Origin of the sequence: Streptacidiphilus carbonis (assembly GCF_000787775.1) — a bacterium.
In the GTDB taxonomy this organism is placed as follows: domain Bacteria; phylum Actinomycetota; class Actinomycetes; order Streptomycetales; family Streptomycetaceae; genus Streptacidiphilus; species Streptacidiphilus carbonis.
Genome location: NZ_BBPM01000005.1, coordinates 236776 through 251083 on the forward strand (window position 1 = coordinate 236776; position 14308 = coordinate 251083).

Here is a 14308-nt window from a genome sequence, read left to right on the forward strand (position 1 = left end):
GTAAGGAGTGCCGTGGTGGTCACATCGCAGGGCAACCACACGACGCCGGTGCAACCATCGGCCGGCTCAGCCGGCGCGGTGGCCACCACGGCCGCCTCGCAACACAGCACGGAACGCCGCAGCAGCGCACAGCGCCGGTCCGCCGGCCCGAAGCACAACGCCCCGACCCGGTCCGCGGCCGCGCGCCGCAAGGACCTCCCGGTCGCCCTGCTGCTCATCATCCCGTCGGTCGTCGGCTTCGCGGTCTTCTACGCGTACCCGACCCTGCGCGGCATCTACCTCAGCTTCACCGACTTCCATGTGCTGAGCCCGCCCTCCTGGGTGGGACTGGCCAACTTCCGCGAACTGGTCCACGACGGCGTCTTCTGGCACTCGCTGTGGGTGACCCTCTACTTCGTCGTTCTGTCCGTGGTCTTCGGCACCCTCGTCTCGCTGTTCACCGCAGTGGTGCTGCACCGGGTGACCCGCTCCTCGTTCCTGCGCGGCGTCATCCTGCTGCCCTTCCTCATATCCAACGTGATCGCCGCCCTGGTGTGGCAGTGGATGCTCGACCCCACCCTGGGCATCATCAACATCGCGCTCAAGGACGTGACCGGGCACTCGATCCTCTTCTTCGGCAGCGGGCCCTGGGCGATCCCCTCGCTCGCCGCCATCAGCGTCTGGAAGTGGATGGGCTACTACTCCCTGCTGATCTTCGCCGGACTGCAGACCATCCCGGAAACGATCTACGAGGCGGCCCGGGTCGACGGCGCCGGCGAAGCCCAGATGTTCCGCCGGATGACGGTCCCCCTGCTCCGGCCGATCCTCGTCATGGTGGTCGTCCTGACAGTGATCAACTCCTTCCAGGTCTTCGACATCGTGCAGGTCACCACCAAGGGCGGGCCGGCCAACGCCTCCAACGTGCTGCAGATGTACATCTACGAGAAGGCGTTCAACGAGTTCGACTTCGGCTACGCCGCGACCATGTCGCTGGCCCTGTTCGCGCTGCTGATCACGGTCACCTTCACTCAGCTGCGGCTCGCCCGCGCCAACGAATCCGACCTGAACTGAAGGAGGCCGCCATGGCTGTCATCGCCGCACCCGCCGCACCCGCACCCGCCGCAACCCCGCGAGGCACCGGCGTCCGCCGGAGGTTCGCCCCCGGCAAGGCCCTCGCCTGGACCTACCTCGGCGCCGTCGTGCTGGTCACGCTCTTCCCCTTCTACTGGATCCTGCGCACCGCGCTGTCCAACAACTACAAGCTGGCCACCCACCCCTCCTCGCCGCTGCCCGTCGGCTTCACCTGGGGCGCGTTCGAGCGGGCGCTCGGCATCGCCACCACCGCGCAGGCCCAGGCCCAGGGCGGATCGGGGGCATCCCTCGACATCCTGCTCTACCTGCGCAACTCGGTGGTCTACGCGACCAGCCAGACCCTGCTGATCGTGCTGATCTCCGCGTCCGGCGCCTACGCCTTCTCCCGACTGCACTGGCGCGGCCGCAACCTGGTCTTCAACATCCTGATCAGCGCGCTGATGGTGCCCGGCGTGTTCACCCTGCTGCCCAACTTCGTGTTCGTGAAGAACCTGGGCCTGACCAACACCTTCGCCGGACTGATCCTGCCCGGCGCGCTCTTCCAGGCGTTCGCGCTGTTCTTCCTGCGGCAGTTCATGCTCGGGCTGAGCAGCGAGATCGAGGAGGCCGCGATCATCGACGGCGCCGGGCCGCTGCGGATCTTCTTCCGGATCATCCTGCCGATGACCGCGGCGCCCATCGCCACGGTGTCACTGCTGATGTTCGTGAACGCCTGGAACGACTACCTCTGGCCGCTGCTGATCACCAACTCGCAGAGCGTCGAACCGCTGACGCTGGCCCTGGGCGTCTTCAAGCAGTCGTCGCCGCAGGCCGCCCCCGACTGGGCCGGGCTGATGGCCGCCGCGCTGATCGCGGCGCTGCCGATGCTGCTGCTCTTCGTCGCCTTCGGCCGGCGCATCGTCAACTCCATCGGCTTCTCCGGCCTCAAATGACCGGCGGCACCCGCGCCTTGGACAGCATCCCACCCCCTTGGACGGCACCCTCATGCATCCCACCGATCTGCTGCTGAGCTGGCCCGCACCCGCGGCCGACTGGAACGAGGCCGCGCCCGTCGGCAACGGCCGACTCGGCGCCATGGTCTTCGGCGGCGCCCACCGCGCCCGGATCCAGATCAACGACTCCACCGTATGGTCCGGCACCCCCGGTGTCCCGGCCGCGGCCCTGGCGGCGGTCCGCGCGGCCGGAGCCGGGCCGGAGCGGCTGGACGAGGTCCGGGCCGCGGTCCGGGCCGGCGACCACGACCGTGCCGAGGCCCTGCTGATGGCCTTCGAGGGCCGCTACAGCCAGGAGTTCCTGCCCTACGCCGACCTGTGGCTGACCGTGGCCGGCGGCGAGGACGCCGACTACCGCGGCCGGACGCTCAACCTGGACACGGCGGTGGCCCAGGAGGACTTCGACCTCGACCGGACCCCGGTCCGCCGCCGGGTCTGGTGCGACTCCGTCACCGGCACCCTGTGCGCGGCCGTGGAGGCCCGGGGCGGCACGATGGACCTGCACGTCGACCTGTCCACGCCGCTCCGCGAGGTGCACCGCTCGGCAGCCGCCGAAGGGCTCACAATGGGCGTGGAGATTCCGGTGGACGGCGCTCCGGCGCACGAGCCCGACGTGGCCGAGCCGCTGCGGTACGCCGACGGACCGGTCGACGGCTACGACCCGTTCGGGGCGCTCGCCCTGGCCGTCGCCACGGACGGCGAGGTGACCGCGGACGACGGCGGCCTGCTGGTCACCGGCGCCACGCGGCTCCTGGTCACGCTGGCCGGCTCCACCAACGCCGAGCGCCACTGGCACGGCAGGGCCACCGCGGACCGCGCCGCGCACCTGGACGGCGCAGCCGCGACAGCCGCCCGCGCCGCCACCCGAGGCGCAGCCGCCCTGCTCGACGCCCACGAGGCCGAGGTGCGCGGCCTGCTCGGCGGCACCTCGCTGCGCTTCGGCGCACGCCGCGCGGGCACCCACGACGTCGCCCGGGACATCCTCAGCGGGAAGGACGAACACCTCACCGCCACCGTGCTGTTCCAGTACGGCCGCTACCTGCTCGCCGCCGCCTCCCGTCCGAACGGCGGCCCCCCGGCCAACCTGCAGGGCATCTGGAACGGCGACCTGCGCCCCGCCTGGTCGTCCAACTACACCATCAACATCAACACCCAGATGAACTACTGGGGCGCCGAGGCCGCCGGCCTGAGCACCTGCCACGAGCCGCTGTTCGACCTGCTGGACCACCTCGCCGTACAAGGTGCCGAGGTGGCCCGCGAGTTGTACGGAACGCGCGGCTGGATGGCGCACCACAACACCGACATGTGGGGCTGGGCCCTGCCGGTCGGCATGGGCCACGGCAACCCCTCCTGGGCGATCTGGCAGATGGGCGGCGCCTGGCTGTCCCAACACCTCTGGGACCACTATGAGTTCACCCAGGACGCCGAGTTCCTTCGGAACCGCGCCTGGCCGCTGCTGCGCGGCTGCGCCGCCTTCCTGCTGGACTGGCTGGTCGAGGACCCCGACGGGGTCCACCTCGACACCGTCCCCTCCACCTCACCGGAGAACCTGTTCCTCACCCCCGACGGCGCGCCCGCCTCGCTCACCCACTCCAGCGCCATGGACTGCGCCCTGATCCGGGCCACCTTCGAGCGGACCCTGCGCACCGCCGGGATCCTCGGCCTCAGCGACCCTCTGACCGACGAGATCCGCGCCGCCCTCCCCCGAGTGCGGCGACCCCAGGTCTCCGCCGGCGGCTGGCTGCAGGAGTGGGCCGACGACCTCCCCGAGGCCGATCGGCACCACCGCCACCTCTCCCAGCTGATCGCCGTCCACCCCCTCAGCTCGATCGACCCCGTCCTCACCCCCGAACTGGCCGTCGCAGCAGCCAAACTGATGGACCGTCGCGGCCCCGGCGCGATGGGCTGGTCCTGGGCCTGGAAGATCGCCCTGCGGGCGCGGCTGCGCGACGCCGGCAACGCCCGGTCGCTGTTCCTGGAGGCAGCCAACCGGCTGGCCCACGACCCCGGCACCGACGCCCCGGTCGACGGCTCGCAGTGGGGCGGCCTGCTGCCGAACCTCTTCTCCACCCATCCGCCGTTCCAGATCGACGGCAACTACGGCTTCACGGCCGCTCTCACCGAAATGGTGCTGCAGAGCCACACCGGCGTCCTGGACCTGCTGCCCGCCCTCCCCGCCCAGTGGCCCGACGGCGAGGCCGTGGACCTGCGCTGCCGCGGCGGCCTCGCGGTCGACTTCGGCTGGAGCGGCGGCGCACCGACCACCGTGACGGTCCGCAGAATCGCGGGGGACGACAGCCGACCGGTCCGGATCCGTCACCGCGACCGCACCACCGAGGTCTCCGTCCCCACCGGCAGTCAGCTCACCCTCGACGCGGAGCTGCGCCCCCGAGGGGAGCCGACGCCGTGCTGACGGCCGGCGACCTCCCCGAGCTGTTCGGCTACCGGAGCGACTACCGGGAACCCGCGGACTTCGACGCCTTCTGGAAGGGCACCCTCGCCGACTCGCGCGCCGACCGGGGGGCCGGGCTCGACCTGACTCCGGTGCACACCGGCCTGGAGACCGTGGAGGTCTTCGACGCCGCCTTCCCCGGCTTCGCCGGCCATCCGGTGCGCGGCTGGCTGCGGCTGCCCCGGCACCGCAGCGGGCCGCTGCCCGCCGTCGTGCAGTTCCACGGCTACGGCAGCGGACGCGGCGCCCCCGTGGACGACCTGCTGTGGGCGTCGGCCGGCTACGCCCACCTGGTCATGGACACCCGCGGGCAGGGCGGCGCCTGGGCCGGCGGCGGCGCGACGCCCGACCCGGTCGGCTCCGGCCCCTCCCACCCCGGCTTCCTCACCCGCGGCATCCAGGACAAGGAGACCTACGTCTACCGCCGGGTCTTCACCGACGCGGTACGGGCGGTGGACGCGCTGCGAGCCTGTGAGCACGTCGACGGCGAACGGATCGCGGCGATCGGCAACAGCCAGGGCGGCGGCATCGCCCTCGCCGTCGCCGGACTCGTCCCCGACCTGGCGGCCGCGCACATCCAGTCCCCGTTCCTCACGGACGTCCGCCGGGCCACCCGGCTCACCGGCGAAGCCCCCTGGGACGAGCTGATCGGCTACCTCGCCGCCCGGCGCGAGCTGGTCGAGCAGACCTTCACCACCCTCGGCTACTTCGACGGCCTGGCCTTCGCCGCCCGCGCGACCGCACCGGCCTGGTTCTCCGCCGGACTGCGGGACACCGTCTGCCCCCCGCAGACCGCCGTCGCCGCCCACCACGCCTACGCCGGTCCCAAACAGCTGCGGCTGTGGGAGTTCAACGGCCATGACGCCGGCGGCTCCGAGGACCTGGCCATCGCCCTGAGCGCGTTCGGCGCGCTCCTCAAGACGTCGTCCCACCCGCACCCGCACAACGATCCGTCCCGAAAGCAGGCATCATGAGAATCCAGAAGATCGTCGCCATGGGAGCCACCCTCGCCCTGGCGGCCGTGGTCTCCGGCTGCTCGTCCGGCTCCACCTCCGCGAGCGGCTCCAAGACCGTCAACTGGTGGACCTGGGACGACAAGCAGGCCGCCGCCTACCAGGTCTGCGCCACCGATTTCGAGGCCGCCAACCCGGGCGTGACCGTCAAGATCTCCCAGTACGACGTGGCGGACTACTTCACCAAGCTCACCGCCGGATTCGTGGCCGGGAACGCCCCCGACGCCTTCCAGAACAGCGTGCAGTTCTTCCAGGCCTACGCCTCGCAGCACCAGTTGCTGCCGATGGACAGCTACATCGCCAAGGACAAGTTCGACCTGTCCCGCTTCTCGGTCGGCGTCGACGCCTGGAAGTACACCGACGGCAAGCAGTACGCCCTGCCGCTGGACTGGGCGGCCGCGGGCATCTACTACAACGACGCCACCCTGGCCAAGGCCGGATACACCCGGCAGCAGGCCGACTCGCTGACCTGGAACCCCGACGACGGCGGCACGCTGGGCAAGATGATCGCCCACCTCACGGTCGACGCCAAGGGGGTCCGCGGCGACCAGCCGGGCTTCGACAAGAACAACGTCAAGACCTACGGCTACGGCGAGATCGCAGCCAAGGACTTCATCGGCCAGACCACCTGGGGCCCGCTGGTCGAGTCCACCGGCTGGCGTATCAGCGACAAGGAGTCCTGGCCCACGGTGTTCAACTACGGCGACCCGCGGTTCGTGAAGACCATGGACTGGATCCGCTCCCTGACCGACAAGGGGTTCGCCCCCAAGATCGGCCAGTTCGGCGACAGCGTCAGCGACATCGACCTGCTGTCGTCCGGAAAGGTCGCCATGGAGAGCGCCGGCTCCTGGGAGGCCGCCACCTTCGTGAAGATCCCGGGCCTCAAGGTGGGCATCGCCCCCATGCCGTACGGCCCCGACGGCAAGACCCGGGCCGTGCTCAGCAACTCCAACGGCAACAACATCTGGGCCGGAACCAAGAACCCCGACCTGGCCTGGAAGTGGGTCTCCTACATGGGCTCCGAGGCCTGCCAGTCCAAGGCCTCGCTGACCGGCACCTTCTTCCCGTCGATCCCGGCCTCGATGGACGCCTCGGCCAAGGCGCTGGCCGCCAAGGGCGTCGACCTGTCGGTCTTCACCGGCATGCTGAAGAACAAGGAACTCATCGCCTCCCCGGTCTACGTCAACGGCGCCGCCCTCCAGGCCGCGGTGGAGCCGCTCTTCCAGGCCTACTTCGCCGGTCAGAAGAGCGACTCCGTCTTCACCGACATGCAGAACCAGAGCAAGACCATCCTCGCCAAGAAGTGAACCGGAAACCCGACAGCACCTGGTGATCCGGACCATCGGACACGGCCCACGACCGGGCCGGTCCGGTGGTCCGGACAATGGAAAGGACTCCCAGTGGCGGACACCTCCGTGCGGATCGTCGCCCTGCGCGCGAGCGGCACCTCACTCGTCGTGGAACTCGCCGAGCCGCTGCCCAGAGTCCTCCACTGGGGAGCGGACCTCGGCGACCTGACGGCGACCGACCTGGCCGCGCTCGCCCTCACCGACGAGCCGGCGGTGCTCAACAACTCCATCGACGTCCCGCGCAGGTTCACCGTCTGGCCCACCGAGGCCGACGGCTGGTCGGGCACCCCCGCCCACACCGGCCACCTCGACGGCGCCTCGGGCGCGCCCCGGCTCGCCCTCAAGGGCGTCACCCACCGCGAGCACCCCGAGGGCGGCGGCGAGCTCGTCCTGGACCTGGCCGACACCGGCTCCGGCCTGGACGTCACCCTGACCTACCGGCTGGAACCCTCCGGCGTCCTCGCCGTGGTCGCCGAACTCACCCGCCGGGCAGCCGACTCCGCACCCGCCGGCACCGCAGTCCTCCAACCCGCGCCCTACGACCTCGGCCACGCCCTGGCCCTGCTGCCGCTCCCCCGCCGGGCCACCGAGATCCTGGACTTCACCGGCAAGTGGAGCCGCGAGCGATCCCCCCAGCGCCGCCCGCTCGGCCACGGCACCCACTCCCGCGAGGTGCGCCGCGGCAAGCCCGGCGCGGACTCGCCCTACCTGCTGACGGTCGGCACCCCCGGCTTCGGCTTCCGCAGCGGAGAGGTGTGGGGCGTGCACGTCGCCTGGAGCGGCGACCAGCGCTACCTGGTGGAGCAGCTGCCCGAGGGCGCCGGCAGCCACGCCTCGGTACTCGGCGGCGGCGAACTCCTGCGCGCCGGCGAGATCCGGCTCGCCCCGGGCCGGAGCTACCGCACCCCGGTGAGCCACTTCGCCTGGTCCGCCGACGGCCTGGACGGCCTGGCCGACCGCTTCCACACCCTGGTGCGGGCCCGCCCGGGACACCCGCGCGCCCCCAGGCCGCTGGTGCTGAACAGCTGGGAGGCGGTCTACTTCGACCACGACCTGGACCATCTGCGGCGGCTCGCGGACCGGGCGGCCGAGGTCGGCGTCGAACGGTTCGTGCTGGACGACGGCTGGTTCACCGGCCGTCGGGCCGCCGACGCCGGGCTCGGGGACTGGAGCGTCGACCCGACCGTGTGGCCGGACGGGCTGGGCCCGCTGGCCGACCACGTCCGCGGGCTCGGCATGGACTTCGGCCTCTGGGTCGAGCCCGAGAGCGTCAACCTCGACTCCGCGCTGGCCCGCGCCCACCCCGACTGGGTACTCGGCCCGGCGGCCGGCCTCGGGCCGTCCTTCCGCGACCAGTACGTCCTGGACCTGGCCAACCCCGAGGTGTGGTCCTACCTGCTGCAGTCCCTGGACGAGCTGGTGACCACGTATCAGATCGCCTTCCTGAAGTGGGACCACAACCGCGAGCTGCACGAGGCCGTGCACGGGCCCGGCGACCGCCCGGCCGCGCACGCCCAGGTCGACGCCCTGTACCGGCTGCTGGACACGCTGCGCGAGCGCCGTCCCGGGCTGGAGGTCGAGAGCTGCGCGGGCGGCGGCGGACGGATCGACCTGGGCATCCTCGCCAGGACCGACCGGGTCTGGCCCTCGGACTGCAACGACCCGGTGGAGCGCCAGACCATCCAGCGCTGGACCGGGCAGCTGCTGCCGCCCGAACTGGTCGGCACCCACTTCGGCCCCTCCCCCAGCCACACCACGGCGCGGACCGGCAGCGACTCCTTCCGGCTGGCCACCGCGCTGTTCGGGCACGCCGGGATCGAGCAGGACCTGACCCGGTGCTCGCCCGGTGAACTGGCCCGGATCACCGCCTGGACCGCGCTCCACCGCGAGCTGCGACCCCTGCTGCACGGCGGCCGCACGGTCCGCGCCGACCTGGAGGACGACGCCCGGCTGCTGCACGGCGTCGTGGCCCCCGACGGCTCGGCGGCGCTGTACTGCTGGGTGCGGCTGGCGACCTCGGCCGAGGGGCAGTCAGGCCGGGTGCTGCTGCCCGGACTCGCAGCCGACGCCCGCTACCGGCTGCGGATCCGCACCGACCTCGGCCTGCCGTCCTTCCACCAGACCAGCGGCCCGGCCTGGCTGACCGGGGCGCTGCGGGACTGGATCCCGCTGCCGGGCTCCGTCCTCGCCCTGGCCGGCCTGCCGATGCCCACGCTCAACCCCGAACAGGCGCTGCTGATCGAGATCCGCCGGACCGCATAGCGGGCTTGCCCCCAGGGGCGCCCGCACAGGCAGGAGGGCCGACACCGCGCAGGGTGCCGGCCCTCACCGATCCGCCGTCAGCAGCCGCCGGTCACCATCGGTACCAGCGTCCGCGCGCACCGGCGGATCCGGCGCCGCGGAACACGAAGCCCAGCAGCCACAGCACCAGTACGACGATCGCGATCCACCACAGAACGTGAACCGCGAAGCCCAGTCCACCGAGGAGCAGGGCCAGCAGCAGGACCAGAAGCAGTGCACCCATAGTTATCATCCTCCTGACCAGCGCGTGCCCCGGAACGCCGAACGCATGCACGCGATTCGACCGGCACGTTGCGTCCCCCGTCCAGCGGCGGTCTGTCAGCCGTCGCCGCCCCGGCCCGCATCCGGGTCCTCGACGGCGCGACCGCAGCTCCGGCTTCAGGACAGCACCAGCAGGTCCATCCAGCTGACGGCGGGTTCGGTGGGGGCCGCGGCCGCGGCGGCGTGCAGGCGGGCGAGGCCCCGGGCGTAGTCCTCGTCGGACAGGGCACGCAGTTTGGAGTCCGCGTCCCGGCGCAGTCCGCGCGCGAAGGCGTCCAGGGTCGGGGCGCTTCGCTGCGGCAGGGAGCGCAGGGACATCTGCTGGAAGCCGGCCGTGGCGAACGCCGTGCAGACCTGGCCGACGCTCGGATAGGCGTCGACCAGGCGCGCCGTCTCCGGGAAGAACCGCACCCGCAGGTCCCGGTCGCAGCGGCCGGGGAAGGCGTTGCGGATCAGCACGGGAGCGCCGGGCCTGAGCACCCGGCGCAGTTCGCGGGCGACGGCCGGCAGATCGCTCAGATAGTGCAGCACCGAGCCGAACCAGGCCGCGTCCGCGCAGCCGTCCTCGACCGGCAGCGCCTCGGCGCGGCCGTCCAGCGCCCGGATCGCCGCGGAGACCGGTATCAGCGCGCGCATCGCCTCGGCGGGTTCGACGGCCAGCACCTCGACGCCGTACCAGTCGTGGAACGCGGCGGCGAACGCCCCGGTCCCGGCGCCGACGTCGAGCAGTGTCATGCCAGGTCCGAGCCTAGCCGCGGCGGCGACCGCGGTGCGCCAGGCCTCCAGACCGGATCTGGGAATCTCACGGGCTGCCCGGTAGTCCTCGGCGGCCTGGCGGTCGTACGTTGTTCCGGTCATCGGGACAGCCTCGCTCCATTGACGGGGAGTCAAGAGCATAACGACCCACCGGGCCGGATTCGGCGAGCCTCCGGGCTGTCGCCACGCCGGTGACGGGAAGGAGGAAAACCCACTCCTTGCCATATCCAACTTATAGCGTACGGGGGGCCTTGCGGCAAGGCCCCCCTGCTGCCGCACAATCGTGGGCCGAGGCCGCAACCTGCGGAAATGAGGATCGCGGCCGACATCGTCCGCGCGTGTGGAACGCGCGCGGACACCGATCACCCGGTATTCCCGATCCACTGGAGCTGGTTTTGGTGTCCACGTCATCGTCCTCGTCCGAAATCGATTCGGACAACGGCGCCCGACCCTCCGACGACTGGCGGGCCCGGGAGCTGCGGGCGGAGAACGAGTACGTCAGCACGCTGTACGACCGCCTCGACTCCCAGCGCGATCTCGCCGTCTCCCGACTGCGGGACCTGCACCGACAGGACCGGGGCGGGACGGCCCAGTCGCGGATGGAGCGCGACACCCTGGAGATCCACCACACCCGCCGGCTGTCGGAGCTGCACGCCGCCGAGTACGGGCTCTGCTTCGGCCGGATCGAGGACGCCGCCGGCGAGCGGCAGTACATCGGCCGCATCGCCCTGGCGGACGAGGAGCACGAGCCGCTGCTCACCGACTGGCGGGCGTCGGCCGCTGAGCCCTTCTACCGGGCGACGCCCGCGGCGCCCGGCGCGGTGACGGCCCGTCGGCACCTGCGCAGCAAGGGCCGGGCTGTCGTCGACTTCGACGACGACGCCTTCGGCCTGAACGCCGCCGAGCACCGGGACAGCGCCGAGCTCAGCGGCGAGGCCGCGCTGCTCGCCTCGCTGACGGCCGACCGTACCGGTCGGATGGGCGACATCGTCTCCACCATCCAGTCCGAGCAGGACCGCGTCATCCGCTCCGAGCTCGGCGGTGTGCTGGTGGTGCAGGGCGGGCCGGGGACCGGCAAGACCGTGGTCGCCCTGCACCGCGCCGCCTACCTGCTCTACACCCACCGCGACCGGCTGGCCAGGAGCGGTGTGCTGGTCATCGGACCGAACACGACCTTCCTGCGCTACATCGACGAAGTGCTCCCCGCGCTGGGCGAGAGCGAGGTGGTGCTGAGCAGCATCGGCGCCCTCTACCCGGGCGTGACCGGCACGGACACCGAGACGCCCGAGGCCGCCGCCGTCAAGGGCGACGTGCGGATGGTCGGGGTGCTCACCGCCGCGCTGGCGGGACTGCGCCGGCTCCCGGAGCCCGACGAACCGTGGACCATCACCGTGGGCCGCAGGTCGGCCCGACAGGAGCAGCTGGAGATCGGCCGGGCACTGTGCGAGCGGGCCCACGCCGCCGCGCACCGGTCCGGCGAGGCCCACAATCCGGCCCGGGCCGAACTGGTCGAGCGGCTCTCCTCGGAGCTGGCCCTGCGGATCGCCAAGCAGCGGGGCGCCGCGGACCGGGGCGCGAAGATGGACCTGGACGAGATCGCGGACCTGGCCGACTCGCTCGTCGAGGAGCGCGACTTCCAGGCGCTGGTCGACCGGCTGTGGCCGCTGCTCAGCCCGGAGCAGCTGCTCACCACGCTGTTCGGCTCACCGGAGCTGCTGGAGCGGGCCACGCCGGGCTTCATCGCGGCCGAACGCGCCGCGCTGCTGCGCGAGCAGCCTGGACCGGACGGCGGGCCCGCCTGGACCACCGCCGATGTGCCGCTGCTCGACGAGGCCGCCGAACTGCTCGGCCCGCTGCCCGGCAGCACCGCCGCCCGCGACAGCGGGCCCAGCGCCGCGGAGCTGGAGTTCGCGAAGATCGTCCTGGACGACTTCGGCGTGGGCCTGGTGGAGATGGACGCGCAGATGCTGGCGCGCCAGTACCAGGGCGAGCAGTCACTGCTGCCGCTGTCCGAGCGCGCGACCGAGGACCGGGAGTGGGCCTTCGGGCATGTGATCGTGGACGAGGCGCAGGAGCTGTCCCCGATGGACTGGCGGCTGCTGACCCGGCGCTGCCCCGGCCGCTCCATGACCATCGTCGGCGACCTGGCGCAGACCGGAGCTCCGGCCGGGCTCAGCTCCTGGGGCGAGGCCCTGGACGCCTACACGGCCGGGCGCTGGCGCACGGTCGAACTCACCGTCAACTACCGCACCCCGGCCGAGATCATGCAGGTCACCGAGGGCGTCCTGCGTGCGGTCGACCCGGCGCTGACCGCCCCCACCGCGGTGCGCAGCGGCGGGACCCGCCCGTGGAGCCTGCGCATCCCCGCGGACGGCCGGGGACCGGCGCTGCGCGCCGCCGTCGAACAGGAGGTCGCGGCGCTGGGCGGCGGCCGGATGGCGGTCATCCACGCGCCGTCCCTGTCGGCCGGCGTCGTCGACACACTGGCCGAGCTGGACGGCGTCACCGTCGCCGACGGTCCTTCGGCGCTGGACTCGCCGGTCGTCCTGATGACGCCGGGGCAGACCAAGGGCCTCGAGTTCGACGCGGTCCTGGTCGTGGAGCCCACGGAGATCCTCGCGACCGGCAGCCGCGGCGTGAACGACCTCTATGTCGCCCTCACCCGTGCCACCAAGACCCTCGGGGTCCTGCACAGCGAGGCGTTGCCGGAGATGCTGGCAGGCCTGGAAACCCGCTGACGCCCGATCAATTCCGGCTCGCACCCAGTCTCTTGACAGTACATCACCCATACGCCACGGTGTCCTACAACGTTGTAATGGTAGGAGAGACAGAGAGCGGGACACCCATGCCCCAAAGGAGATCCTTACTGCAGGCCCTGCTGTCCACGGTGGCGGCCCTCGGGCTGGTCCTCGGCGTCGTGATCGGCCTACCGGCCGTCTCGGAGGCCGCCGGGTCGCTGCCATGCGACATCTACGCGGCCGCGGGCACCCCATGCGTCGCCGCCCACAGCACCGTGCGCGCCCTGTTCTCCTCCTACAACGGCCCGTTGTACCAGGTCACCCGGGCCTCGGACGGGGCCACCGCCGACATCGGCCTGCTGACCCAGGGCGGGTACGCCGCCGCCGGGGCGCAGGACGCCTTCTGCGGCGGCAGCACCTGCCGGATCAGCCGGATCTACGACCAGACCTCGCGCCACAACGACCTCACCCCGGGGCCGGCCGGCGGCGCGGGGGCGGCGGACCGCGGGGCCGATGCCGGTGAGCTCTCGGTGAGTGCCGGCGGACACAAGGTCTACGGCATCTGGATATCCCCGGGCGTCGGCTACCGCTACAACGGCGCGGCCTCGGGCGTGGCCGTCAACGGGCAGGCCGAGGGGGCCTACATGGTCGCCAGCGGCACCCACGTCGGCTCGGAGTGCTGCTTCGACTACGGCAACGCGGAGTCCACGCCGTACGACACCGGCAACGGCCACATGGACGCCGTGTCCATCGCGACCACCTGCTACTTCGCTCCGTGCACCGGGTCCGGCCCCTGGGTCGAGGCCGACATGGAGAACGGCATGTTCCAGGGCGGCAACGGCTCCAACACCGCGAACGCCGGCAACGGCAGCGCCTTCGTCACGGCCGTGCTGAAGGACAACGGGCAGACGACCTACGCCCTCAAGGGCGGCGACTCCGAGTCCGGCGGCCTGTCGACCTGGTGGAGCGGACCGCTGCCGACCAGGGGCGGTTACCAGCCGATGCACCAGGAGGGCGGCATCATCCTGGGCACCGGCGGCGACAACAGCAATCGCAACATGGGCAGCTTCTTCGAGGGCGTCATGGTGGCCGGCTATCCCACCGACGCCGCCGAGAACGCGGTCCAGGCGAACGTCGTCTCGGTCGGCTACTCAGGGGAGACCAATGTCCCCAACGGCCCGCAGGGGACCATCACCGGACCCGGCGGCCAGTGCGTGGACGTCGCCGCGGACGACACCGGCGTGGACGGCGCGGCGGTGCAGTTGTGGAACTGCCAGTCCTACGCCGAGGACCAGCACTGGACCCACAACCCCAACGGCTCGCTCACCACACTGGGGCGCTGCCTGGACATCAACGGCAACGGCACCGCCAACGG

Annotated in this window: 10 protein-coding genes; 8 read left to right on the top strand and 2 right to left on the bottom strand. The window is 71.9% G+C overall.

Translation table 11 applies throughout. The features are described from left to right. Nucleotides 1-12: 12 nt before the first annotated feature. The 6 genes from TR46_RS06135 to TR46_RS06160 all read left to right on the top strand — a co-directional run bounded on the left by TR46_RS06135 (nucleotide 13) and on the right by TR46_RS06160 (nucleotide 9139). Nucleotides 13-1050, top strand: a complete 1038-nt coding sequence (locus tag TR46_RS06135; protein ID WP_042394732.1) for a carbohydrate ABC transporter permease — start codon at nucleotides 13-15, stop codon at nucleotides 1048-1050. 11 nt (nucleotides 1051-1061) lie between these two features. Further along, nucleotides 1062-2003, top strand: a complete 942-nt coding sequence (locus tag TR46_RS06140; RefSeq protein WP_042394735.1) for a carbohydrate ABC transporter permease — start codon at nucleotides 1062-1064, stop codon at nucleotides 2001-2003. 52 nt (nucleotides 2004-2055) lie between these two features. Then, entirely contained in the window at nucleotides 2056-4476 is a 2421-nt protein-coding gene (locus tag TR46_RS06145) for a glycosyl hydrolase family 95 catalytic domain-containing protein (protein WP_042394739.1), read from the top strand. Continuing rightward, on the top strand, nucleotides 4470-5489 hold the full coding sequence (locus tag TR46_RS06150) for an acetylxylan esterase (protein ID WP_042394742.1): 1020 nt from the start codon (nucleotides 4470-4472) through the stop codon (nucleotides 5487-5489). The genes TR46_RS06145 and TR46_RS06150 overlap by 7 nt, the downstream gene beginning before the upstream one ends. Beyond that, nucleotides 5486-6835, top strand: a complete 1350-nt coding sequence (locus tag TR46_RS06155) for an ABC transporter substrate-binding protein (RefSeq protein ID WP_236655215.1) — start codon at nucleotides 5486-5488, stop codon at nucleotides 6833-6835. The genes TR46_RS06150 and TR46_RS06155 overlap by 4 nt, the downstream gene beginning before the upstream one ends. A 93-nt stretch (nucleotides 6836-6928) precedes the next feature. After that, nucleotides 6929-9139, top strand: a complete 2211-nt coding sequence (locus tag TR46_RS06160; RefSeq protein ID WP_042394745.1) for an alpha-galactosidase — start codon at nucleotides 6929-6931, stop codon at nucleotides 9137-9139. A gap of 91 nt (nucleotides 9140-9230) precedes the next feature. Here the strand turns inward: TR46_RS06160 and TR46_RS06165 are convergent, their stop codons facing one another. Next, nucleotides 9231-9401, bottom strand: coding sequence for a DUF5670 family protein (locus tag TR46_RS06165; RefSeq protein ID WP_042394748.1), 171 nt, complete (start codon nucleotides 9399-9401; stop codon nucleotides 9231-9233). Nucleotides 9402-9556: 155 nt separating this feature from the next. Next, on the bottom strand, nucleotides 9557-10297 hold the full coding sequence (locus TR46_RS06170) for a class I SAM-dependent methyltransferase (RefSeq protein ID WP_042394751.1): 741 nt from the start codon (nucleotides 10295-10297) through the stop codon (nucleotides 9557-9559). Between the two features lie 296 nt (nucleotides 10298-10593). Between TR46_RS06170 and TR46_RS06175 the strand changes: the two genes are divergently transcribed. Beyond that, nucleotides 10594-12933, top strand: a complete 2340-nt coding sequence (locus TR46_RS06175; protein ID WP_236655216.1) for a HelD family protein — start codon at nucleotides 10594-10596, stop codon at nucleotides 12931-12933. Between the two features lie 107 nt (nucleotides 12934-13040). Further along, nucleotides 13041-14308 (top strand): arabinofuranosidase catalytic domain-containing protein (locus TR46_RS06180; RefSeq protein ID WP_042394911.1); only part of this gene is annotated, 1268 nt, incomplete at its 3' end.